General features: G+C 70.6%; 19 protein-coding genes, 3 tRNA genes and 3 pseudogenes. 18 read left to right on the top strand and 7 right to left on the bottom strand.

The features are described from left to right. Positions 1-40 precede the first annotated feature (40 nt). From KJS59_RS28240 to KJS59_RS28225, 4 genes are all read left to right on the top strand, one after another. The gene (locus KJS59_RS28240; protein WP_213456592.1) at positions 41-1,036 is read left to right on the top strand and encodes a DUF2637 domain-containing protein; all 996 of its coding nucleotides are present in this window, start codon (positions 41-43) and stop codon (positions 1,034-1,036) included. Positions 1,037-1,166: 130 nt separating this feature from the next. After that, on the top strand, positions 1,167-1,655 hold the full coding sequence (locus KJS59_RS28235) for a GNAT family N-acetyltransferase (protein WP_213456590.1): 489 nt from the start codon (positions 1,167-1,169) through the stop codon (positions 1,653-1,655). Between the two features lie 265 nt (positions 1,656-1,920). Next, complete coding sequence (locus tag KJS59_RS28230) at positions 1,921-2,619, top strand: hypothetical protein (protein WP_213456588.1); 699 nt, start codon at positions 1,921-1,923, stop codon at positions 2,617-2,619. A gap of 372 nt (positions 2,620-2,991) precedes the next feature. Continuing rightward, positions 2,992-3,189 (top strand): helix-turn-helix domain-containing protein, encoded by a 198-nt coding sequence (locus KJS59_RS28225; protein WP_213456585.1) that lies wholly within the window; start codon positions 2,992-2,994, stop codon positions 3,187-3,189. Positions 3,190-3,225: 36 nt separating this feature from the next. Here the strand turns inward: KJS59_RS28225 and KJS59_RS28220 are convergent, their stop codons facing one another. Beyond that, positions 3,226-3,459, bottom strand: coding sequence for a hypothetical protein (locus tag KJS59_RS28220; protein WP_213456583.1), 234 nt, complete (start codon positions 3,457-3,459; stop codon positions 3,226-3,228). Between the two features lie 381 nt (positions 3,460-3,840). On the opposite strand from KJS59_RS28220, the pseudogene KJS59_RS32380 reads away from it, so the two are divergent. Together KJS59_RS32380 and KJS59_RS32375 are read left to right on the top strand one after the other, a co-directional pair. Next, positions 3,841-4,128: pseudogene (locus KJS59_RS32380) on the top strand (tyrosine-type recombinase/integrase); the annotation flags it as partial. A 205-nt stretch (positions 4,129-4,333) separates the two neighbouring features. Further along, positions 4,334-5,044: pseudogene (locus KJS59_RS32375) on the top strand (site-specific integrase); the annotation flags it as partial. 224 nt (positions 5,045-5,268) lie between these two features. On the opposite strand, the gene KJS59_RS28210 reads toward KJS59_RS32375, so the two are convergent. Beyond that, positions 5,269-5,341, bottom strand: a tRNA-Lys gene (locus KJS59_RS28210). Positions 5,342-5,568: 227 nt separating this feature from the next. Between KJS59_RS28210 and KJS59_RS28205 the strand changes: the two genes are divergently transcribed. Both KJS59_RS28205 and KJS59_RS28200 read left to right on the top strand, forming a co-directional pair. Next, entirely contained in the window at positions 5,569-6,801 is a 1,233-nt protein-coding gene (locus tag KJS59_RS28205) for a L,D-transpeptidase (protein ID WP_213456579.1), read from the top strand. 202 nt (positions 6,802-7,003) lie between these two features. After that, entirely contained in the window at positions 7,004-8,314 is a 1,311-nt protein-coding gene (locus KJS59_RS28200) for a L,D-transpeptidase (protein ID WP_213456577.1), read from the top strand. Between the two features lie 68 nt (positions 8,315-8,382). On the opposite strand, the gene KJS59_RS28195 is transcribed toward KJS59_RS28200, so the two are convergent. Continuing rightward, positions 8,383-8,458 (bottom strand) — tRNA-His (locus tag KJS59_RS28195). 133 nt (positions 8,459-8,591) lie between these two features. Beyond that, positions 8,592-9,197 carry an oligoribonuclease gene (gene orn, locus KJS59_RS28190; RefSeq protein WP_213456575.1) on the bottom strand — a complete coding sequence of 202 codons (606 nt, stop codon included), beginning with the start codon at positions 9,195-9,197 and terminating at the stop codon, positions 8,592-8,594. A 206-nt stretch (positions 9,198-9,403) separates the two neighbouring features. Here orn and KJS59_RS28185 point away from each other — a divergent pair, with 206 nt between their 5' ends. Then, on the top strand, positions 9,404-10,615 hold the full coding sequence (locus KJS59_RS28185) for a glycosyltransferase family 87 protein (protein ID WP_249715027.1): 1,212 nt from the start codon (positions 9,404-9,406) through the stop codon (positions 10,613-10,615). A gap of 521 nt (positions 10,616-11,136) precedes the next feature. Here the strand turns inward: KJS59_RS28185 and KJS59_RS28180 are convergent. Together KJS59_RS28180 and KJS59_RS28175 are read right to left on the bottom strand one after the other, a co-directional pair. Next, positions 11,137-11,811 (bottom strand): YcnI family protein, encoded by a 675-nt coding sequence (locus KJS59_RS28180; RefSeq protein WP_213456571.1) that lies wholly within the window; start codon positions 11,809-11,811, stop codon positions 11,137-11,139. Between the two features lie 11 nt (positions 11,812-11,822). Then, entirely contained in the window at positions 11,823-13,466 is a 1,644-nt protein-coding gene (locus KJS59_RS28175; protein ID WP_213456569.1) for a copper resistance CopC/CopD family protein, read from the bottom strand. A gap of 133 nt (positions 13,467-13,599) precedes the next feature. On the opposite strand from KJS59_RS28175, the gene KJS59_RS28170 reads away from it, so the two are divergent. The 8 genes and pseudogenes from KJS59_RS28170 (at position 13,600) to KJS59_RS28135 (ending at position 20,704) form a co-directional block, all read left to right on the top strand. Then, positions 13,600-14,196 carry a sigma-70 family RNA polymerase sigma factor gene (locus tag KJS59_RS28170; RefSeq protein ID WP_213456566.1) on the top strand — a complete coding sequence of 199 codons (597 nt, stop codon included), beginning with the start codon at positions 13,600-13,602 and terminating at the stop codon, positions 14,194-14,196. A 41-nt stretch (positions 14,197-14,237) separates the two neighbouring features. Beyond that, on the top strand, positions 14,238-14,735 hold the full coding sequence (locus KJS59_RS28165) for a MauE/DoxX family redox-associated membrane protein (protein ID WP_213456565.1): 498 nt from the start codon (positions 14,238-14,240) through the stop codon (positions 14,733-14,735). After that, positions 14,732-15,451, top strand: a pseudogene (locus KJS59_RS28160) (DsbA family protein); the annotation flags it as partial. The gene KJS59_RS28165 and the pseudogene KJS59_RS28160, both read left to right, overlap by 4 nt. A 122-nt stretch (positions 15,452-15,573) precedes the next feature. Beyond that, on the top strand, positions 15,574-16,770 hold the full coding sequence (locus tag KJS59_RS28155) for a hypothetical protein (protein ID WP_249715023.1): 1,197 nt from the start codon (positions 15,574-15,576) through the stop codon (positions 16,768-16,770). Between the two features lie 29 nt (positions 16,771-16,799). Continuing rightward, entirely contained in the window at positions 16,800-17,276 is a 477-nt protein-coding gene (bcp, locus tag KJS59_RS28150; RefSeq protein WP_213456563.1) for a thioredoxin-dependent thiol peroxidase, read from the top strand. Between the two features lie 40 nt (positions 17,277-17,316). Continuing rightward, positions 17,317-17,402: transfer RNA gene (locus tag KJS59_RS28145), tRNA-Leu, on the top strand. A gap of 82 nt (positions 17,403-17,484) precedes the next feature. Continuing rightward, a complete protein-coding gene (locus tag KJS59_RS28140; RefSeq protein ID WP_213456561.1) occupies positions 17,485-17,703 on the top strand; it encodes a hypothetical protein in 219 nt (72 codons plus the stop codon). A gap of 253 nt (positions 17,704-17,956) precedes the next feature. Next, on the top strand, positions 17,957-20,704 hold the full coding sequence (locus tag KJS59_RS28135; protein ID WP_213456559.1) for a cellulose-binding domain-containing protein: 2,748 nt from the start codon (positions 17,957-17,959) through the stop codon (positions 20,702-20,704). On the opposite strand, the gene KJS59_RS28130 is transcribed toward KJS59_RS28135, so the two are convergent. Beyond that, a complete protein-coding gene (locus tag KJS59_RS28130; protein WP_249715021.1) occupies positions 20,705-21,631 on the bottom strand; it encodes an expansin EXLX1 family cellulose-binding protein in 927 nt (308 codons plus the stop codon). An 833-nt stretch (positions 21,632-22,464) separates the two neighbouring features. On the opposite strand from KJS59_RS28130, the gene KJS59_RS32370 reads away from it, so the two are divergent. Continuing rightward, a partial coding sequence (locus KJS59_RS32370) for a DUF6444 domain-containing protein (protein WP_376771290.1) occupies positions 22,465-22,642 on the top strand: 178 nt, incomplete at its 3' end.

Genomic DNA, 22,642 nt, shown 5'->3' with positions numbered 1-22,642 from the left:
ACACCAGGTCTCGCACGGCTGGACGGCAGGGAGGTCGACGATGGCGGGCGGAACCAGGGCGGTACGCAACGTCTCGGCAGGCGCCGTCACTGCGATCGCGGCGTGGTCGTCGTACTCGCACATGGTCCACGTCGCGTTGAACTTCGGTGAGCGACCGGAGGTCGCGTACGCGCTGCCATTCAGCGTCGACGGCATGCTCGTGGTGGCCAGCGTGGTCATGGTCGACGACAAGCGCCGCAACCACCGGGTACGCCCGATCGCCCGGCTCGCCTTCGCCGCCGGGGTGCTCGCGTCTGTGGCGGCTAACATCGCCGCTGCCCACTCCAGCATCGGCGCCCGCATCGTGGCCGCCTGGCCGGCGGTGGCCCTACTACTGGTCGTGGAGATGCTGGCCCGGCCGCCAGTCCCCGCCGCTGCCGAAGTTCCGCCCTCGTCCACCGCCCAGATGCAGCCGCCGGCGGAAGGTGTGGCCGCCGGCCCATCATTCGAGCACGTACCGGTGCAGGTTCCGCCATCGCCGGCACCTGCCCGCTCCGCCCCCGCGAAGCCCTCGGCGCATCTCGATAGGCAACCACCAGCCGCTGCCCACCGTCGGCGTCCCATCGGTACCGGGCCGACCGGCACCGCGACGCCCGCGCACGACAGGGGGCATCGGGAGGCAGCCGGCCTACCCACCGCCCCAGCGCGCTCGCTGAGCGCGGCGTCGCCGGATCGGCCCGTCGCTGTAGTTACGCCGCTCGCCGTTGTTCCGCCGGCCGGAAGCATTGACCTTCCGCCGGAACTTCGAGCCGAAGTTCCGCAGCGGAGCCGGTCAGATGTTCCGGCGGCGGAAGCGGCCGCCACCGCAGTCGACCGTGGCCGCCGCACCGACCGCCCACGAGCACAACCTGCGCGTCGCCGCCGGCCCACCGCCGCCACCCGCCAACTCGCTCAGCAGATCATCGCCGCCGAACCACACCTGTCCCGTACCGAGGTCGCCGCCCGGCTGGGCGTGTCCACCCGCCGCTTGCGCGAGGTCCTCGCCACCCCCACCTGATCATCCAAGAATGACACCGCCGAGGAACAAGCACAGAACGCACACAAGACCCCATCCAAATGTGGACATTTCTATGCGTGGCGGCGTTAATTGCCTTCCCTGCTTGACGGAGGTATGGAGAATCACCACCGTGACTGGATCGACCGGGTGGCAGGTACGGGCTGGCCGCGCTGACGACGCCCAGGCGTGCGAAGACATCATCGCTGGCCTACCTGACTTCTTCACCTCGGAGGTTTGCGACAAGATCCGCCATGACCTCGTCATCCACGACTCGTGGGTCATTACGGAAGGTAGCTCGGTCTGCGGCTTCGCCATCGTGGCGCGACGCACTCCAGCCGCCGCCGAGATCCTCTGGGCCGCGATCGCACCAAACCGACGTAATCAAGGTATCGGCACCACCCTCATCGCGCACATACTCGACAAGCTCCGCGACAGCGGCACGACGGTTGTGGAAGTCAAGACACTGGACCCGAGCGCGGGCTACCCGCCCTACGCCGCAACCTACAGGTTCTGGACAACGCGCGGCTTCATCCACATCGACACCATTGAGCCCCTACCCGGCTGGGAGCCCGGCAACCCCTGCGCGATCCTCATCGCAGCGCTTGCTTCGAGCAGATAGCCCGTGAGCCAGCATGCCAGCAACCCACTTCACCGCAGGCCCATGATCCAGCAGTCCTGACCGCGACGCTCCGTCACGCAATAACGAAGCTTGCGCCAGAGCCAACCTGCTGTCCGCCCACCCCAGAGACGACAAGCCGCAGGCCTTCGTCGTCCTGACCATTGACAGCCTCGGCGCCGCCTACGCCTGCCGGGCTATCACCCGAACTCACACCACGGCATGGTCCAGTAATTTGTGAGCCCGATCGGGTGCATTTCCTGGGCGCATGCGTGACCGGCCAGCGCGGGAGCCGAACCCCGCCATGGACCGACACCACGATCAGACCCGCCCCGAACCCACCGGCAACGAGCCCACCCGGCCTGCCAACCCGAGTGACACCCAGCCCGCCGTGTGGCTCGTCCCACGCGCGCAGCGGCCCGGCTACCTCTCTCCGGAACTGGCTCGGCTTCTGCTGCGTGACCGCACGCAGGTCGGCGACGTCGTGCTCGACATCGACGACGACATCGCCCTCGCCACCACCGCAGCGGCGACCGGGCGACGTCACCACGCGCTCGACGGCGCCCAACACCTGGCCGCCATGGGCCACGCCGCCGGCGACATCGACCTGATTGTGCTGCACTGGCCGCGCCCCGCGGTCAACCCGCACTGGCTGCTGCGCGCCTGCCGATCACTGCTGGGCACCACCGGCTGCCTCGTGATCGTCGTCAGCGTCGAGGCCGGCCAGCGGATCGGACACCTCCGCGCGCTGGCTGGTGTCGCGGCCACGGCCGGACTGCGCGCCGTCCAGCACGTGGCCGTCCTCGACCCTGGCGCGGCCACGCCCCCGTCCACCGGCGAAACGGGACGTGGCCGCCGGAGCAGCCGGCCGGCAAGCCGCCCCCGGACAGGACGCGGCCGTAGGGGGACCACGTACCCGCACACCGACCTGCTGATCTTCAGCATCGAGGCGGCCACCGATGAGTAGTCACACGGAACGCCGGACGGCGACTACGGCGGCCACATCCCAGACCCGGCGATGCCCGCGCCACGAGCAGCGGCCGCACCCGCCCGGGTCCACGCGCGTCAGCGATGCCGCTGCGGGCGGCGCTGGCCGGCGCCGCACAGGACCACATCGGCCCAGCGGCCACACTGTGGCCCGTGGGGCAGGACAGCGGAGCCGCTCAACGCACCGGCCGCTACCTGCCACAGACGGCGCGACGACGACATCCCGAATCTACCGGGCTCTGAACAAGCCGCCGAGTCGGTGGCTCAGCCGGCATCGCAAGGATGTTAGGAGGTGGTGACAGTGGGCGGGTCCAGGGCAGAGGCCACACACCCACGGGACCGATCTTCGCCGATGCTGTGGACGCAAGAAGCGGTATGGGCCTTGGGCATGACTACCGACATCGAGACAGCCGCCGCGATCTTGGGGATCGGCCGCACGAAGGCGTACGAGCTCGCTCGCGCAGATGCATTCCCCGTCAAGGTGCTACGGATCGGCCGTCGGTACGTCGTGCCCGTACCCGCGATCCTTCAGCTACTCGAAGCGACGTGATGGGGCGCGGCTTTCACGGTTCATCGGCCCGTCGCTCTACGGCTCACGATCTTGGCTGTCCTTGACCGGCGCCGCCCAGTTCGGGCGGTACCGGCCGGCAAGAACGTCCTCGACGATCAGCGCGACGATCCCCGACGGCGCAAGGTCGGGTCGCAATCGCGACAGCTGCCCGATCTCGGTCGCCGTTAGCCGGATCTTCACCTGCTGATCCCGCCGTTCCCGCTCCGGTAACGGCGGCAACGCCGGGTCAGCAGCGCGTCGCCGCGGCATCCACAACTCCTCACGGCAGCCGGTCCCCGATCTGTCACCAAGACCCTGCCATATGAAGCGGCGAAGCCGACTCTATCCGCACGCGGATTCATCGCGGTACCCTCACTAGGTACCGAATTTTGGTACCTAGATCAGAAAGGATCTGGTGTGAAGGGATCGACCTACAAGCGGTGCCGCTGCCGCGACGACAGCGGCAAGGACCTCGAAGCGAGGTGTCGGTTCCTGCGCCGGAAGGACGGCTCATGGAACCCGCGACACGGCCAGTGGTACTTCCGTGTGGAGGTGCCGGTAGTGGATGGAGCGCGGCGCAAGGTTCTAAAGCGTGGTGGATACGCCACGCAGACGGAGGCCGAGACGCTACGGCGGCAGATTGAACTACTGATGGCGATTCCGGCGCCTGGTCCCGTCGGCGACCAGGCCCGGCAGGATCTGCTTGTCGCGGTCGAGAAGGCGCTCAAGGCCCGCGGTGCGCTGCCTGACTACGACGAGATGCGCCGCAGGTACGCCACCGGCCAGGCGCTCAACGCCACCATGACCGTCGGACAGTGGCTTGACGAGTGGCTAACCAGCCGCCGCAAGATCCGCAAGAGCACCCGCCGGTCCTACGAGGCGCATATCAGGCTGTATCTCAAGCCACACCTCGGACACCTTCCCATCGATCGCCTCCGCGTCGTGCACATCGCCGCCATGTTCGATGCGATCGATGCCGACAACGAGTTCATTCGAGCCGCGTGGGCCTGCGCCGACGCCGAGCAGCGAGCCGCCGTCAAGGGCAGACGCATCGTCAGCGCCGCCACGAAGCAGCGCATTCGTGCGACGCTGCGGGCGGCCCTCAACCGGGCGATCAAGCAGGAGCAGCTGATCACGGTCAACCATGCGGCGTTCGTCGAACTGGAATCGGGTAAGCGACCCAAGGCCATGGTCTGGACCGAGGAGCACGTCGCCGCATGGCGAGAGAACCGGGCACGGCGCAACGCTGCTGTCGATGAACTCAATGCCGCCCGACAGCGGAGTGACCTTGCGGCGGTCGCGCGGCTCACGGTGGAGATCAACCACCTCGACGACAGCGAGCGCCCCGTCACCCGTCATGGTCTGGACGGCGGAGCAGACCGGACGCTTCCTCGATTTCATCAGCGAGGACCGGCTGTACCCGCTCTACCACCTCATCGCCTACCGGGGGCTGCGGCGGGGCGAGGCATGCGGCGTGCGGTGGACCGACCTGAACCGCACAGCCAGCGCGCTCACGGTCGGCGAACAGCTCGTTCAACTCGGCTGGGAAGTCGAGGCCGGAAAGCCCAAGAGCGACGCCGGCGACCGAGTCGTCGCCTTGGACAAGCAGACCCTCGCGGTCCTGGATGCGTGGCATAAGCGGCAGATCGAGGAGCGGCTGGCTCTGGGCGCCGCCTGGTTCAACTCGCGGCGCATCTTTACTCACGAGGACGGCACCGAGCTGCACCCCGCCGAGGTCACCCAACACTTCAACGACCTGGTCGCCGCCGCGGGGCTTCCGCCGATCCGGCTGCACGACCTGCGCCATGGCGCCGCAACCCTCGCCCTGGAGGCCGAGGTCGACATCAAGGTGGTGCAGGAGTTGCTCGGCCATTCCACCAGCACGTTGACCCGGGACACCTACACCAGCGTCTCCCCGCGCCTGGCCCAGGAGGCGGCCGAACGCACAGCAGCGCTCGTGCCACGTACGGTCGGTAGCCGGGTCGCTACGGGGACTGCCGGTCCCCCTTCGGTCCCCCACGGGCTGAAAATGACAATGGGCGTCTCTCCCGAAAGGGAGAACGCCCAGGTCAACCGTAGTGCGCCGCCAGGGACTCGAACCCCGAACCCGCGGATTAAGAGTCCGCTGCTCTGCCAGTTGAGCTAGCGGCGCTCGCTGACAACGTCGGAAACGATAGCACGGCCCTTAGCCCGCTCCCCAACGGGTTCCGGGGCTGGCCGTCTCGGCTTTCGACACCGTCGTCGGGCTCATCGAAACCGCCGTGACCGGCGTTGAAGCGGAGATCACCAGCACCACCCAACCCACCCGTGCGCACGCGTAGGGCACCATGTCCTGGGACACGTACCGGGGCGGTGAGACCCGGGGAGCGGCGGGGTGGGATGAGCAGGGTGGGGCGGGCGTGGGCTGCGGCGATTCTGGCGGCGGCGGTCTGTGCGGCGGTCGCGGGCTGTAGCGACGGCGGCGAAAGGGCGGCGCCCCCGGGTGGCCCGTCACCGACCGCTACACCCAGCACCGCGCCGACCACGGTACCGCCGCTCACCCTGGCCGTCACGCCGGCGGTGAACGCGAAGAACCTGCCGGTCAGCGCGGAGATCGGTACCCGGGTGACCGGCGGCTCGGTGAGCACTGTCACGCTGCGGGACAGTGCCGGCAAGGCGGTGGCGGGCAGCCTGCGGGAGGACGGGTCCGCGTGGGTGCCGCGCAGCCCACTGAAGTACGACCGGGTGTACACGGCGACGGTGACCGCCGCGGGTGGTGGGCAGACCATGACGCAGACCACGACGTTCCGGACGATGAAGGAGCCGGGGCGGCGGACGGACACCGGGCTGTACCTGTTCGACGGGCACACGTACGGGGTGGCGATGCCGGTCGTGGTCGAGTTCCATCCGGGGATCGCCAACAAGGATCGGGCCGAGGTGCAGCGGCGGATGTTCGTGACGAGCACGCCGTCGCAACCGGGCGCCTGGTCGTGGGTGGCGAACGGGACCCAGGCGTACTACCGGCCGCCGGTGTACTGGCAGCCGGGTACGAAGGTGACGGTGCGGATCGCGGTGGGCGGCCACCCGACCGGTGGCGGACGGTACGGGGATCGTGACCGGGGGGCGACGGCGACGATCGGGCGCGCGTTCGAGATGAAAGTGGACAACCGGACGAAGGTGATGAGCGTCTACCAGGATGGCAGGGTGATCCGCACCGTGCCGGTGAGCCTCGGCAAGAGGAGCACCCCGTCCAGCAGCGGGACCATGGTGGTGATGGAGAAGAAGGCGTCCACGGTCTTCGACACGTACGCCGAACTGGGCCCGCGGGAGGGGTACCGGACGGAGATCGACTTCGCCCAGCGGATCACCTGGAGTGGGCAGTACATCCACTCGGCACCGTGGTCGGTGGGCTCGCAGGGGCGCCGGAACGTGTCGCACGGCTGTGTCAATGTGTCCCCCAGCAACGCCCGGTGGCTGTTCGAGCGGACCAGGGTGGGCGATCCGATCACCGTGCTCGGCACCGAACGCAAGCTTGCGGCGGGCGACGGCTGGACGGCGTGGAACCAGTCGTGGGCGGAGTTCGTCAAAGGCAGTGCGCTGCCGGTGCCGGCCGAGTTGGCCGCCGCCGGCTGACCAGGGCGCCCGGGAGACCATGGCCGCGCGGGAAGCCGACTCAGGCGGCGCAGAACAGGCTCAACCGGCGCAAGCCGGGCTGATAGATACCTCGATGGCGGGTCGCGGTGTCCGCAGTGTTGTGTCACCGACATACAACCGGTACCTGCCGTCGCGCGTCTTTAGGGCACCATTGTTGCGGGATCGAGACGGTGAGGGAGTCATGCCTCGAGGCGAGAGAGTCACGGGTACCCGGCGGGGCGGCACGCTGCGCGGCGCCGTGGGGTTCGGTGTGGCGGTGGCCCTCGGGCTGACCTTGCTCACCGGGTGCAGCGGCGGCGGCTCGGGCGGCGGTAGGTGGCAGGGCGGTTCCGGCGGCACCGGCGGCCAGGGGGGCACGCCGTCCCCGACCGGCCCGCAGGTGACGGCGATGGTCAGCGTTCCCGGCGCGGAGGAGAACAAGGTCTCCACCGCGGTCGAGATCAGCTACTCGTCGGAACTGGCCGACAAGGCCACGATCGAGGTGAAGGACGCCGCCGGCGCGGCGGTGAAGGGCGGCCTGCGGCAGGGTGCCGACGACACGGCCGGCGTGTGGGTGCCGGCGAAGCAGCTCAAGTATGGGGCCACCTACACGGCGACCGTCACGGCGACCGCGGCGGACGGCCAGACCAACACCGCCACGAGCACGTTCACCACGATGGCCAAGCCGAGCAAGACGATCTCGGTGTCCAGCTTCCTCGGGGAGAACCAGGTGGTCGGCGTCGCGATGCCGATCATCATCAGGTTCAGCCGGTCGATTCCGAAGAGCTACCGGGACGACGTGCAGAAGCGCATGTGGGTGACCGCGGACGAGCCGGTGACGGGGATCTGGCGGTGGGCCAGCGGCACCGAGGTGCGGTTCCGTCCGGAGAAGTACTGGAAGGCCAACACCAAGATCTCGTACCGGATCGCGACCGGCGGCCTGGCGCTGGGCGACGGCTACTTCGGCCGGAACGACCTGACGGTCGACGTCAAGATCGGTTCTGAGCTGATCATGACGGTCGAGAACAAGACCAAGCACATGACCGTCAAGAAGGACGGGAAGGTCCTCCGGAGCATCCCGATCAGCCTGGGCAAGCCGAGCACCCCGTCCTCCAGCGGCACGATGGTCATCATTCAGAAGCTGCGGCACACGATCTTCGACACGTACGACGAGTTGGGGCCCGAGGATGGGTACCGGACCCCGATCGACTTCGCCCAGCGGCTGACCTGGGGCGGGCAGTTCATCCACGCAGCGCCCTGGTCGGTGTCGTCGCAGGGGCGCACGAACGTGTCGCACGGCTGCGTGAACATGTCGATGAGCCAGGCGGAGTGGCTGTTCGGGGTCACCAAGATGGGCGACCCGATCACGGTCAAGGGCACCACCCGCAAGCTCGCCGACGGCGACGGCTGGACCGACTGGAACGTGTCGTTCAGCACCTTCGCCAAGGGCAGCGCCCTGCCGCTCGAGGAGGGCGTGAAGGCGATCGTCCCGCCGACGCCGATGGAGTCCTGACCAGGGCCCCGATCAACGGTGAAGGGCCGGTACCCGTTTCGGGGGTACCGGCCCTTCACCGTTTCGCCTGGGGTGACTGAGGGGACTTGAACCCCCGACACCCGGGACCACAACCCGGTGCTCTACCAACTGAGCTACAGCCACCAAGAACCCGCGGGCCGATCATTTCGAGTCGGCCAGCGTGCCGACCAATGATAGCCACAACCCGGCCTCCCCCGTCGAGCGGGTTCCGGGCCACCCCGGGCGCGCGTCGGGTCGGCGGGCCGGGCGCGGCGGCTCAGTCCGTTTCGGCGATCAGCGCGGCCGCGATCGCCTTGGCCTGCTCCACGTCCGGGCCGGGCAGCGGGACGAACAGGGTCCGCCGGTAGTACTCCAGCTCGCGGATGCTCTCCCGGATGTCGGCCAGCGCCCGGTGCGCGAGTCCCTTCTGAGGTTGGCCGAAGTACACCCGCGGGTACCACCGACGGCACAGCTCTTTGATGGAGGAGACGTCGATCATGCGATAGTGCAAGTGGGCGTCCAGCCGGGGCATGTCCCGGGCGAGGAAGCCGCGATCGGTGGCGATGGAGTTTCCGCAGAGGGGCGCGGTCCTTGGTTCCCGCACGTAGGTGGCGATGTAATCCATGATCATGTCTTCGGCCTCGGCGACGGTGACCGCGGACTTGCGCGCCTCGTCCGTCAGCCCGGACCGGGCGTGCATGTCGCGCACCACATCCGGCATCCCGGCCAGCACCGCCTCCTCGGCGTGGATCACGACGTCCACACCGTCCCCGAGCACGCGCAGGTCCGGGCCGGTGACCAGGGCCGCGACCTCGATCAAGGCGTCGCTGGCGAGATCAAGACCGGTCATCTCACAGTCGACCCAGACAAGAAGATCAGCCACCCGGACAGCGTACGGCTTGGCGACGACACCGCGTCGAAGTACGACGCTGGCGCGGCGCGCCGACTAGGGTGGCGCCCATGCCCTCCCGGCCCGATCCCGCATCGGCGACGCCCGATACGCCGGCACCGGAAGCATCCACCGCTGCCCGGCCGGTCCGGCCACCGTGGCGTCCGCTCTACCGGCACCCGCAGGCCCGCCCGGTCGCGATGGTGGTGGCCGTCTGCGTCGGCGTGCTGATCGCCCTGTGGGCCTACGGCAACCGGCACGACTTCTTCGACCTGCGCATCTACATCGCCGCCATGCGCTGGTGGGCGGACGGCAACGATCTCTACGCGTACGCCCAGTCCGACCGGGTCCAGGGCGAGTTGTACTTCACGTACCCGCCCTTCGCCGCGCTGATCCTGCGCCCGTTCGCCGGTCTGCCGATCTGGCTGACCATCGTGCTGTTCACGATCGGTACGGTCGTCGCGGTGGCGGTGACCACCTGGTGGCTGATCCGCCCGCTGGCCGACCGGCACGGCTGGCCGCGCTGGTTCGTCGCCGGCCTGGCGGTCCCCCTGGTCTTCCTGATCGAGCCCACCCGGGAGACGATCACCTTCGGCCAGATCAACATGCTGCTGGTCGTGTTGATTCTCGCGGACCTGCTCATCGGCGTGCCGCGCGGCGCCCGGTGGGCCGGCGTCGGCATCGGGCTGGCCACCGCGCTCAAGCTGTTCCCCGGCATCTTCATCGTCTATCTGCTGGTCACCCGCCGGGTCCGGGCCGCCGCCACCGCCGCCGTGGCGGCCGCCGCCGCGACCTTGCTCGCCGCCGCGGTCGCGCCCAGCGATTCCTGGGACTACTGGACCTCCGCGCTCTGGGACACCGACCGCGTCGGGCGCACCGATTACACCGGCAACCAGTCGCTGATGGGCATGCTCAGCCGGATCGTGACGCCCGGTCAGCCGAACCGGCTCATCTGGCTGCTGCTGGCCGGCACCGTCGCCGCCTACGGCCTCTGGCGCGCCACCCGCGCCTTCCGCCAGTGCGACGAGATCGCGGCGCTCACCCTCACCGGCCTGGTCGGCGCGCTCATCAGCCCGATCACCTGGCCACACCACCTGTACTGGTTCGTGCCCGCGCTCCTGGTCATGGCGGACGCCGCGTTCACCGGTCCGGCCGGCATGACGGGCGTGCGGCGGCAACGCTGGCGCTGGACGATGGGGCTCGGCGCGCTGGCCCTGTTCGCCTGCATCGCGTTCGGCGTGGTCTCGTTCCTGGACTACGGGCCCAAGCCGATCCCCACCGCCAGCCCACAGGATCTGATCACCCGCAACGCGTACGTGCTGCTGTCGCTGGCGCTGCTCGCGTTCCTGCCGATCCGCACGCTCCGGGAGGAACGCGCCGAAATGCCGGTATATATCAGCTCCGACCCGTAATAGACAGGTCTATCTCCGGCGGCGGTACGGGGCTAATTGTCGGAATCACCGTCCCCCGGTGGTGTGGTCTTCCGCACCCCCCGCGCGGAAGGCCACCCCGGGGCGCTCCGCCGACCCGTACGGGCTCCGCTGACGCGCCGGCTTGGCGGTTACCCGCTCGCCGCCCCCCGAACCGGAATTCGCGCCGCATCCGCCAGCTGGACCGGCAGCGGCCCGCAGGCGAGGCGCCCTAATCCGCCGATCTGCTTCCTTTTAGGAAACACCACCCCTTACCGGGCAGCCGCCGCCCGACCGTGTCGGCCGCCCGGCGGTAGCCGCCCGCCGTACCGGCGCCGTGTCGCCACCGCCGCGGCCTCCGGGGTGGGAGATCTTGGTACCCATCTGGCCAGAAATGCGGCGCGTCGTACCAAGATCTCGCCCGCGGGCTGCCCCTCGGGCGACGCAGAAGGGCGCTCGCGGCACGGCCGACAGAAGGGCGCCCGTGGCCGCCGTGATGCGGCGGCCACGGGCGGGAGGGTGGGTTACGCGGCGGGGGTTCGGAGTTGGCGGGTGCGGAGGAAGGCGAGGGTGCCGAGGGCGAGGCCGGCCAGGCCGGCGATCAGGCCCAGGGCGCCGAGCCACACGCCCGTGTTGGAGCCCTCCGTGGTCGACGTCGAGGCGACCGGGGCGGCCGCGGCCTCGGTCGGGGTGGTGGCCGCCGCGGCCTTGGCCAGGGTCAGGACCGGGGCGGGGTGCTCAGGCTCGGTGGCGCCCGGATCCTCGATCCAGCGGACCACGGTGCCGTCCGAGTAGGTCTGGAGTGCCTTGAAGATGAGGCGGTCGGTGTTGGTCGGGAGCGGGCCGACGGAGACGGGGAACTCCTGGAACTGGCCGGGCTTGATGACGGCGTTGGCGTCGGCGGTCCAGGTGATCTTCGAGACGGTGTTGTCGCTGCGCTCCGTGGTGGCGGTCCAGCCGGGCACCGGCATGGTGGAGACCGACTTGAGGCCGGCGTCGGTGGGGAAGGTCACCTCCACCTTGGTGGTGGAGGCGGTATCGCTCTCCGTCGGCACCCGGAAGGCAAGGCGGGCGTACTTGCCCTGGGTCGCCTCGCTCGGGTTCACCGTGACGTGCGCCGCGGCCGGCGCGGCGAGGGCCAGCACGCCGGCTGTGGTGACGCCCAGGGTGAGCAGGAGCAGTCGGGGCAGACGGGACACGTGAGGTCTCCTTAGCGGATGGTGACGGTGGTACTCACCGTCGCCTGGTCGATGTCGGACGTGCGGAGTGTGAAACGCATCTCCCACTGGCCAGCGGCGGGAAGCTGGATGTCGCCGATCGCGTGGTTGTCGGTGATGCGCAGCATCGGGACCGTGATCGGCTCGACCCCGGCGGTGGAAAGGGCGGCGGTGGCCTTCCACTCGACGACCTTCTTCGGGTTGCCCACCGAGTCGTACGCGAACAGGTGGATCGTGTTGTTGCCCACCCGCGCGGGGTCCACGTCAAACTGCAACTGGTAGAGGTCCGAGTTGAGGGTGCCGGTGACGTAATCCGACTGGGCGGGCGTGCTGGCGTTGGTCTCGGCGGTGCGGGCCGGGGTGGTCTGTACGAGGTTGGCGGAGAGCGCCAACACGATCGCGGTGATGCCCAGTTCGACCCACACGGCGGGGCGCAGGCGGGCGCCCTCGCGGCGGATGACCAGCCGCCGCGAGTACCAGGCGACCGCCATGACCAGCGCGAACAGCCCCGTCTTGGCGAGGATGAGCTGCCCGTACCCGGTGTCGATGAGCGCCTTGACGCTGTTCACCTCGATGAGCGCGTTGACGACGCCGGCGAGGAACAGGTTGATGACGGCGGCGGTGGCCCAGCGGGACCACACCGGGAGGATGGCGCCGAGTTCCCGCTCGTTGGCCTGGCGGAGGAGGAAGCCGCCGAGCATCACCAGCCCGCCGAGCCACACCGCCATGGCGGCGAGGTGGACCGCGTCCACGACGACGGAGACCGCCGGCAGCGGGGACGCGGCCGGGTGCCCGGCCAGCGGCCAGGTGCCCAGCCCGAGCACGCCAAGGATCGCCAGGAGGGCGTAGTCGGCCTTGCCCTGGGTGCCGTTGATCAGCGGGCGGAGCAGGAAGACCGAGGCGGCCAGCACGCCCAGACGGACCAGGTGCGCGGTACCGAACTGGCTGGCCAGCACGTCGCTGAGGGCGGCCCCGCTCAGGTCGGTGACCTTGGCTCCGGTGGCGTACGGGGCTTGCAGCAGCAGCCCGCCGACGGCGCTGAGGGCGACCAGCCCCAACCCGGCCCAGATCAGCCGGGCGGGGCCGCGCCGGGACAGCCGCTGCGGCCACAGCATCGCCAGTACCAGGACGGGGCCGACGACCAGCACGAGGCCCCCGTACCCGAGGTACTTGAAGGTGGGGATCGCGGCCTTGATCACCGGGTCGACGTCCGGGGAGACGTCGGCGGTGGGCGGTTCGGAGGGCGCGCCCACGGAGTAGGTGAAGCCGCCGGCGACGGGGTGGCTGTCGGCGGAGATCACGCGGTAGCTGACCAGGTAGGTGCCGCGGGTGTCGGCGCGCACCGCGATGCTCAGGTCGGAGCCGGTGACGACGGGTTCGCCCTGGTCGACGGGCTTGCCGTCCGGGCCGATCACCTTCACCTTGTCGGGGACCGCTTCGACCGGCTCGCTGAAGGTCAGCACGATCTGGGCGGGCGGGGCGCTGACCACGCTGCCCTGCGCGGGACTGGTGCGCAGCAGGGCGGCGTGCGCGCTGGCCGGCGCGGGCGGGGCGAACAGGGTGGCCAGAGCGCCCAGGGCCAGCCCCGCGAGCGCGGCGGCGAGGCGCCCTCTTCTCGTCGCATTCACGTTCGTCATTGTCCCCGAACCGGCGTCCGTTCCGCCACCGGCTCGGGCGACCGCCGGCCGGGCCGCCGCGGCGGCGGCGCCCCGAACAGCCTTGCGCGCACCTCGTCGCACGTCATGCCAGATAGTCGGTGGATGGCGGCCGATGGTTCCCGGCGATCGCCGGCGCGTACGCTGTGACCCCGTGACCCCCACTCAGCGCTACCCCGGCGACCCGGATGAGGCGACCGCGTCGGCACTCGCGGCCCGCTCCGGCGACCCGGCGGCGCAGGCGGCGTTCGTGCGGGCCACCCAGGGCGACGTGTGGCGGTTCGCGGCCGCCCTGGTCGACGCGGAAACGGCGGACGACCTCACCCAGGAGACGTACCTGCGGGCGTTCCGGGCGCTGGCCGGCTTCGAGGGGCGCTCGACCGTGCGCACCTGGCTGCTCGGCATCGCCCGTCGCGCCTGCGCCGACCACCTGCGCACGGTGATCCGCCGCCGCCGGCTGGAGGGCCGGCTGACCGCGGACGCACACACCGCCGTTCCCCACCCGGATCCGGCCGGCCACCTCGGCGCCGCCGACCTGTTGCGCCACCTACCGGAGGAGCGACGGGTGGCGTTCGCGCTCACCCAGCTCCTCGGGCTGTCCTACGCCGAGGCGGCCGAGGTGGAGGGCGTGCCGGTGGGCACCATCCGCTCCCGGGTGGCCCGCGCCCGCGCCGACCTGGTGGACGCGCTCTCCGAGGCGATGGCCAGCTAACTCACAGGAACTAGCCGGGTACGGGGGTCGTCTAACTAGCGATGGACACTTCTCGGTGGCGTGTCGCCCTGCCCTGGCTGGGTACCGCCGTACGACTGGGCCTCGCCGCGGTCTGGCTGATCGCCGGGGCCAGCAAGGTCACCGACCTGGCCGCCTCCGGCCGGGCGGTCAACGCGTACCAGGTGATGCCGTACGAGGTGGCGAAGGTGGTGGGTGCCGCGCTTCCGCTCGTGGAGATCGCACTGGGCCTGCTGCTGCTGGCCGGCCTGGCGACCCGGCTGGTCGCCGGGGTCTCCGCGGCGCTGCTGCTGATCTTCATCGCGGGTATCGCGTCCGCCTGGGCCCGCGGGCTGGCGATCGACTGCGGCTGCTTCGGCGGCGGCGGGGCGCTCGCCGCCGGCCAGCGCCCGCAGTACCTGAGCGAACTGCTGCGCGACCTGAGCTTCCTGGTACTGGCCGGGTTCCTGCTGGTCCGGCCGGTGACCCGGTGGTCCGTTGACGCATTACTGAACCGACCCCTGGTGGAGACAGCGGCATGACCAATCGCGATCGGCAGCGCAGGCAGGCCGCGAAGGCGGTGCGGGCGCAACTGGCCCGGGAGCGCCGGCGGCGGGTCGCTCTGTGGACCACGGTGGCCGGGATCGCCGTACTGATCATCGCGGCGCTGACCGGCTGGGGCCTCTACGGCACCCAGCGGAACAAGGGCGCGGCCCCGGTCAGCCCGCCGCCGGGGTCGGTCGCGGACGGCACCGGCATCGGCGTCGGCTCGGGTCCGGTGCAGGTGCACATCTACGAGGACTTCCAGTGCCCGGTCTGCAAGCAGTTCGAGGTGGTCAGCGGCCCGACGCTCGACCAGCTGGTGGCCCAGAACCGGATCCAGATCGTCCAGCACCCGGTGGCCTTCCTCAACCGCTTCTCCAGCACCGAGTACTCGACCCGGTCGTCGGCCGCGTCCGGCTGCGCGGCGGAGGAGGGCAAGTTCCGCGAGTACGCGCGGGCGCTGTACCTCCACCAGCCGCCGGAGAACTCGGCCGGCCTGCCGGACGACCAGCTGATCAGCATCGGCACCGACCTGGGGCTGGACCCCGGGAAGTTCGGCACCTGCGTGCGCAACGGAAAGTACCGGTCGTGGACCGAGCGGGTGACGGACGCGGCGGCGGCCAACAACGTCACGGGCACGCCGACGGTGCGCGTGAACGGCAAGCAGGTCACCGACCTGAGCCCGCAGGGGATCATCGCGGCCGTGGATGCGGCCTCCGGCACCGCCGGCGCCCCCACGGCCGGCTCCCCCACGGCCGACGCTCCGCCGGCCGACTCCCCGCCCGCCGACTCGCCGCCCGCCGACTCGCCGCCCGCCGGCTCCCCCACGGCGGGGCGGTGACACCCCGGCGGTGGGCGGGCGCGGCCCTGGCCGGAGTGGCCCTGGCCCTGGCCCTGGCCGGCCCGGCGCAGGCGCACGGCGCCGACGCGCCGGACGCGACGAACTACCGCACCGCCGTCACGGGGATCACCCCGGCGCTGCCGGGGCTCACGGTGCGGACCATCGAGGCCGGCGCCCGCCTGGAACTGACCAACCGCAGCGGCCGCACCATCGAGGTGCTCGGCTACTCCGGCGAGCCGTACCTGGAACTGCGGCCCGACGGCGTGTACGAGAACGTGCACTCCCCCGCCACCTACCTGAACCTCACGCTGGCCGGCGACACCCCGCTGCCGCCGGCGGCGGACCCGACCGCCCCGCCGCAGTGGCGCCGCACGGGTGACGGTCCGAGCGTGCGCTGGCACGACCACCGGGCCAACTGGATGAACTCGGCCGACCCGCCGAACGTCCGCGCCGCCCCGAACCGGCCGCACCGGGTACAGGAGTGGTCGGTACCGCTGCGGGACGGCGTCACCCCGATGGAGATCAAGGGCACGCTGGACTGGCTGCCCCCGCCCCAGGCGTCCCTGTGGTGGGCGGGTGTGCTGCTCGCTGCGGCTGCGCTCGCCGGGCTGGGTCTGGCGCCCCTCCCCCCGGCCGCCCGGGCGGCCATCCCGGCGGCGATGTCGGCCCTCGGCGGCGCGGCGGCGATCACGTACGCGGTCGGGCGCAGCATCGACGCCGGGTGCACCGGCGCGGGCATCGCCTGGGGGCTGTTCGCCACCCAGATCTGGCCGGTGGTCACCGGCCTCGCCGCGCTGGCCGCGGCCGGGTACGTCCTCGCCCGCCGGCCCGCCGCCGACTTCGCGCTCGCCCTGGCCGGCGCCTGCCTGGCGGTCTTCGCCGGCCTGACCAACGCGGCGGTCTTCGGACGGTCGGTCGCCCCCGCCCCCTGGGACGCCTCGCTCGCGCGGGCGCTGGTGCTCGTGGTAATCGCCGCCGGTGCGGGGATCGCCGTCGGGGGCGCCCTCCGCCTGCGGCGCGACCGCGCCCCGCACCCTGGCGAGCGTTCGGGCGGGAGCGGTCCGCACGGCAATGCGGACGGGCACACGGATGCGGGCGGCAGCACGGATGCGGGCGGGCATACGGAGGAGCGGCGCCGACCGGGACCGTCGTCGCCACCCCGCCGGAACAACGACCCTACTCCGGCCGTGTGACCCGGCTGTTACCCGCGTAGGGTGATCGCATGAACGAACCCGTGCGGCTGGCGCCCGGCGACGAGGCACCGGATTTCACCCTCACCACCGACACCGGCGACACGTTGGCCCTGAAGGAGCTGCGCGGCAAGCGCGTCGTCCTGTACGCCTACCCGGCCGCGATGACCCCGGGCTGCACCACCCAGGCGTGCGACTTCCGCGACTCGCTCGCCTCGCTCCAGGCCGCCGGCTACGAGGTGGTCGGCATCTCCCCGGACAAGCCGGCCAAGCTCGCCCAGTTCCGCGAGCGGGACGCGCTCACGTTCCCGCTCGTCTCCGACCCGGACCGGTCGGTGCTCACCGCGTACGGCGCCTACGGCGAGAAGCAGATGTACGGCAAGACGGTCACCGGTGTGATCCGGTCCACGTTCGTCATCGACGAGCAGGGCCGCGTCGATCGCGCCCTGTACAACGTGAAGGCGACGGGGCACGTCGCGAAGCTGCGCCGCGACCTCGGCATAGACTGAACGCCGGGTTACCCGGCCGGTATGGCCGGCGCGCGGCTGCGCGGGAGTGGCGGAATGGCAGACGCGCCAGGTTTAGGTCCTGGTGTCCGCGAGGGCGTAGGGGTTCAAGTCCCCTCTCCCGCACCACATGGTTCGATCTCGCGTGCGTCCCAGGCGTATGAAGGATAGGACGTTAGGGACACCCACCCTCGACGGCTCCGAGTGCCGGGTGCTCGAAGAGATCGACGAGGTCAAGCGCAAGCTCCAGATTCACCTGCGCGAACCGCGCCGGTGGTGGATCGGTCTTGAGGCGCTGGTGCGGCGGCACCGGCTTCCGGAGTTGACGATCAACGCGCTGTTCGATGCCGCGCCGGGGTTGCGGGTCCGCAATGCCATGCGCGGCCCTTTCGGGCAGGGCGGCCGGCCAGCGGCCGGCGTCCGTCCATGATGTCTCCCCCTTCGGGTTTCTCTCCCATTTATGGCTCGGGGTCCGCCATATCCGACCCGGGCGTATCCGGGGCGTCCCCCGGGGCCGGGCACCTGTCTACCGAAGTTTGTCTGGGTTCCAAACTATTGACACCACGGATACGTGCATGTGAATCTCTGGATCGGGCCGACGCGGGCGACCACGCGCACGGGTGCCGGAGTCAAGGGCAGCTCACGCACCCTCTCTCACCCCTGCACGCCTTTGGAGGCAATACATGCGTCGCAAGCTGGTCGGTGCCTTGGCCGTCGCCGCGGTCGTGGCCGCGGGCACGGGAGTGGCGGTGGCCAACGCCGCCACCCAGGCCCCCGTCGCCGCCGCCGTGGCCGCGGACACGTACACCTGGAAGAACGTACGGATCGACGGCGGTGGGTTCGTACCGGGCATCGTGTTCAACCAGACCGAGCAGAACCTCATCTACGCCCGGACCGACATCGGCGGCGCGTACCGCTGGAACCAGAGCACCCAGTCGTGGACCCCGCTGCTGGACTGGGTCGGCGCGAAGAACTGGGGCTACAACGGGGTGGTCAGCATCGCCACCGACCCGGTGCAGACCAACCGGGTGTACGCCGCGGTCGGCATGTACACCAATTCGTGGGATCCCAACAACGGGGCGATCCTGCGCTCCACGGACAAGGGCGACACCTGGCAGACCACCCCGCTGCCGTTCAAGCTCGGCGGCAACATGCCCGGCCGGGGCATGGGCGAGCGCCTGGCGATCGACCCCAACCGCAACAGCGTCCTGTACTTCGCCGCGCCCAGCGGTAAGGGACTGTGGCGCAGCACCGACTACGGTGCCACCTGGTCCCAGGTGACGAACTTCCCGAACGCCGGCAACTACATCCAGAGCCCGGGCGACGCGTACCTCGGGGACAACCAGGGCATCGCCTGGGTGACGTTCGACAAGAGCACCGGCACGGCGGGCAACACCACGCAGGGCATCTACGTCGGCGTCGCGGACAAGCAGAACACCGTGTACCGCAGCACCAACGGCGGCACGTCCTGGACGCGGATCGCCGGGCAGCCGACCGGGTACATCGCCCACAAGGGCGTGCTGGACCCGGTCAACCACGTGCTCTACATCGCCACCAGCGACACCGGCGGCCCGTACGACGGCGGCCACGGCGACGTGTGGAAGTACAACACCCAGACCGGCGCCTGGACCCAGATCAGCCCGGTCCCGTCGTCCAACGGCGACCAGTACTACGGGTACAGCGGGTTGACCATCGACCGGCAGAACCCGAACACGATCATGGTGGCCACGCAGATCTCCTGGTGGCCGGACGCGATCTTCTTCCGCAGCACCGACGGCGGCGCCACCTGGACCCAGGTCTGGGACTGGACCAGCTACCCGAGCCGCAGCTTCCGGTACACGATGAACGTCAGCTCGGTGCCGTGGCTGACGCTCGGCGCGAACCCGCAGCCGCCGGAGGTCACGCCGAAGCTGGGCTGGATGAACGAGTCGCTGGAGATCGACCCGTTCAACGGCAACCGGATGATGTACGGCACCGGCGCGACCATCTACGGCACCACCAACCTGAAGAACTGGGACACCGGCGGCCAGTTCGCCATCACCCCGATGGTGAAGGGCCTGGAGGAGACCGCGGTCCTGGACCTGATCAGCCCGCCGTCCGGCGCCTCGCTGGTCAGCGGCCTGGGCGACATCGGCGGCTTCCGGCACACGAACCTGGATGCGGTGCCCCCGCTGATGTTCCAGCAGCCCTACTTCACCAGCACCACCAGCCTGGACTACGCCGAGTTGAACCCGAGCATCATGGTCCGGGCGGGCAACTTCACCGACTCGGACCGCCCCAACGACAGCCACGCGGCATTCTCCACCGACGGCGGCGCCAACTGGTTCCAGGGCGGCGAGCCGGGCGGCGTGAACGAGGGCGGCACCATCGCCGCGTCCGCCGACGGCAGCCGGTTCGTCTGGGCGCCGGGCGACGCCGGCATCCAGGTGGTCTACTCGGTCGGCTACGGCAACTCGTGGCAGACGTCCGCCGGGGTGCCGGCGAACGCGACGGTCGAGTCCGACCGGGTGAACCCGCAGAAGTTCTACGCGCTGTCCGGCAGCACGTTCTACGTGAGCACCAACGGCGGGCAGAGCTTCACCGCGACCGCGGCCAGCGGGCTGCCCAGCGACGCCAAGTTCAAGGCGATGCCGGGCCGCGAGGGCGACATCTGGCTGGCCGGCAGCACCGGCCTGTACCACTCGACCAACTCGGGCGCCAGCTTCAGCAAGATCTCCGCGGTGAGCGACGCGGTCAACGTCGGCTTCGGCAAGGCCGCGCCCGGGCAGACCTACCTGGCGCTGTACCTGTTCGGCACGGTCGACGGCCAGGCGGGCGTGTTCCGCTCGGACAACCAGGGCATCGGCTGGGTGCGGATCAACGACGACAAGCACCAGTACGGCAACGCCGGCGACGCGCTGACCGGTGACCCGCGCGTCTACGGCCGGGTCTACCTGGGCACCAACGGGCGGGGCGTCCTCTACGCGGACCGGGTCGGCGGCGGCACCTCGCCGACGCCCACCGCCACCCCGACCGGCGCGCCGACGGCGACGCCCACCGCCACCCCGACCGGCACCCCGACGACCCGCCCGACGAGCACCCCGACCAGCAGCCCGACCGGGCAGCCGGGCGGAAGCTGCGCGGTGACGTACGCGATCACCAACCAGTGGCAGGGCGGCTTCCAGGCCGAGGTGACGATCACCAACGGCGGCACCGGGACGATCAACGGCTGGACCGCGGTCTGGCAGTTCCCGAACGGGCAGACGATCAGCCAGATCTGGGGGGCCACGGCCACCCAGTCCGGCGCGACGGTCACCGCGAAGAACGTCGACTACAACGGCACCATCGCGGCCGGGCAGTCGCAGAGCTTCGGCTTCCTCGGCAGCTGGAACAGCAGCAACGGGAAGCCGGCCTCGGTCACCGTGAACGGGTCGGCCTGCCGGCTCAGCTAGTCAGCCACACCCCGGCGGGGGCGGCGTAATGACCACGGTGGTCGGTGCCGCCCCCGCCCCCGCCCCCTCGTCCCGGACGGCGGGCGGCGGCGTGGCTGCCGGGATCAGCGTGGGGGACGCCGCCGCCGTCGGGGACGGCTTAGCGCTCGTGGGCGTGGACGCGGCGCTGCTTTTGGGTGCGGTGGAACCCGCGTACACCTTGGTCTTCTGGACCTTGCCGGGCGTGAGCGTGACGCCGCCGGCGGTGGCCCGGTAGCCGTGGACATCGGTGATCCGGATGGTGAACGGGCCGGCGCCCGCGCCGCTCTCGGCGAGCCAGTAGTTGTAGTCGGCCCGCTGGAGCTTGCGGAACGCGCCGCCGCCGCTGTTGATCTCTACTGTAGACAGCGGGTTGGCGTGGTTGTCGACCAGCACCGCGAACCAGTACCGCGACGCGCCCTCCTTGACCCGGAAGCTGATCGGGCCGGGCACCGGCGGGTCGACCACGGCGCGGTAGGTCACCGGCACGATGCCCTGGACCGGGTCGGCGATCTTCGCGAACGCCTTGGCGCTCAGGTCGATGTGGCCGGGCTCGCACTCCGGGCACTGGTCGGTGACCTTCACGCGGACCTTGCCCTTGGGCCCGGTCACGTCGAGGTACCCGCCGCAGGCCGCCGCCGCGCCGTACTCGCTCGGCCCGAGCGCGACGAACAGGCCGTCCGCCGGCGGCCCGGGATACGAGCAGTTCCCGCCCTCCGCGGTCAGCGTGTAGAAGGTCGCCTTGCCGGAGTGCGCGACGCCGCCGACCGGTGGGGCGGCACACGCGGGTGCGGCCGCGGCCTGGACCACCAGCGCGGTCCCGACCACGGCCGCCAGCCCGGTGGCCGCGCCCGCGACCGCCCACCTGTATCGCCGCCAGAATCCCTCGGATGCCTGCTCCACGGTCACGCCGGAATACTGCCGGACGCGCGCGGACCAGGGCAAACCGCCCGAGATCTGCGATGGTTTCCGGCCCGGGCAATCAATCTCCTGCCGAGCTGGGTCACCGACCACAGGAAGCCGAGGCAGACCCAGTCCGACCATGATTACCTTCTCGTACCAACGCCCCTGCACGCCCTGGTCATGGTGCATCCGGACGGCCATCCCCCTAGCCATGCACCCGGCACGTCCACCGCAGGCGGGGCCGCCCCGACCCGATGTCGTTACCGATCACGCTGCGCCCGTCGCGCTCACCCAGAACGTCTGCACCAGGCCGCCGGTCGCCTACAACGTGAACGCGCTGCCCGACGGGCTGACCAGGGTCCGCTGGAGGTCCCGGCCGGACACGGCGCGACCGCGGTGACCCGGCCACACGCCGGGCTCGGCGGAGCCTCCCGCTCGCTCAAAGTCATGGTCGACGGCAAGGAAAGCGGAAAGCTGAAGGCCGGAGCGACGGTCGAGGTGCTCCCTCCCGCCGGCATGCACAGCGTCGTTGTCGGTATCGGCCAGCTGAAGAGCGAAGCGCGCGAGTCGACGTGGTGCCCGGCGAGCGCAACGTGTTCGAGGCGGCAATCGTTCAGACCGCCTTCTCTGGCCGCATCGAACTACGTCCGGCGGCCCCGTAGCGCTTGGGGCTGCCCGGTGATTACCGCCGGACCACCGGGCGCAGGGACGCTACAAGAAGCTGCCCACGCGTAGTACGTATTCAGCTTGAGATGATCGGCTGAGTTGGGTCGTCGTCTACTGTGGTGGCTGTGGCTGGCATGATCTTGGTTGTGCAGCCGGACTCGTAGCTTGACTCGGTGGGGCAGCTCGTGGCGGTGGTCGCTGAGCGGCGGGCCGAGGTTGAGCGGCTGCGAGCGGACAACGAGTTGTTGCGGGCTGAGAACGAGTTGTTGCGGGCTGAGAACGAGTTGTTGCGGCGCCGGCTGGGCTTGAGCTCGTCGAACTCCTCCATGCCTCCATCGTCGGACGGGCTGG

Origin of the sequence: Rhizomonospora bruguierae (assembly GCF_018397995.1) — a bacterium.
Lineage (GTDB): Bacteria > Actinomycetota > Actinomycetes > Mycobacteriales > Micromonosporaceae > Rhizomonospora > Rhizomonospora bruguierae.
Note: the sequence above shows the minus strand (reverse complement) of the source record. Positions and strands in the feature narration are given on the sequence as shown.

Bases quoted from the DNA above. Each gene is read 5' to 3' on its own strand.
- KJS59_RS28230 (WP_213456588.1), top strand. From the start codon at position 1,921: ATGCGTGACCGGCCAGCGCGGGAGCCGAACCCCGCCATGGACCGACAC.
- KJS59_RS28165 (WP_213456565.1), top strand. From the start codon at position 14,238: ATGGACACTTCTCGGTGGCGTGTCGCCCTGCCCTGGCTGGGTACCGCC.
- KJS59_RS28220 (WP_213456583.1), bottom strand. From the start codon at position 3,459: ATGCCGCGGCGACGCGCTGCTGACCCGGCGTTGCCGCCGTTACCGGAG.
- KJS59_RS28170 (WP_213456566.1), top strand. From the start codon at position 13,600: ATGGTTCCCGGCGATCGCCGGCGCGTACGCTGTGACCCCGTGACCCCC.
- KJS59_RS28200 (WP_213456577.1), top strand. From the start codon at position 7,004: ATGCCTCGAGGCGAGAGAGTCACGGGTACCCGGCGGGGCGGCACGCTG.
- KJS59_RS28175 (WP_213456569.1), bottom strand. From the start codon at position 13,466: ATGACGAACGTGAATGCGACGAGAAGAGGGCGCCTCGCCGCCGCGCTC.
- KJS59_RS28225 (WP_213456585.1), top strand. From the start codon at position 2,992: ATGCTGTGGACGCAAGAAGCGGTATGGGCCTTGGGCATGACTACCGAC.
- KJS59_RS28205 (WP_213456579.1), top strand. From the start codon at position 5,569: ATGAGCAGGGTGGGGCGGGCGTGGGCTGCGGCGATTCTGGCGGCGGCG.
- bcp (WP_213456563.1), top strand. From the start codon at position 16,800: ATGAACGAACCCGTGCGGCTGGCGCCCGGCGACGAGGCACCGGATTTC.
- KJS59_RS28240 (WP_213456592.1), top strand. From the start codon at position 41: ATGGCGGGCGGAACCAGGGCGGTACGCAACGTCTCGGCAGGCGCCGTC.
- KJS59_RS28185 (WP_249715027.1), top strand. From the start codon at position 9,404: ATGGTGGTGGCCGTCTGCGTCGGCGTGCTGATCGCCCTGTGGGCCTAC.
- KJS59_RS28135 (WP_213456559.1), top strand. From the start codon at position 17,957: ATGCGTCGCAAGCTGGTCGGTGCCTTGGCCGTCGCCGCGGTCGTGGCC.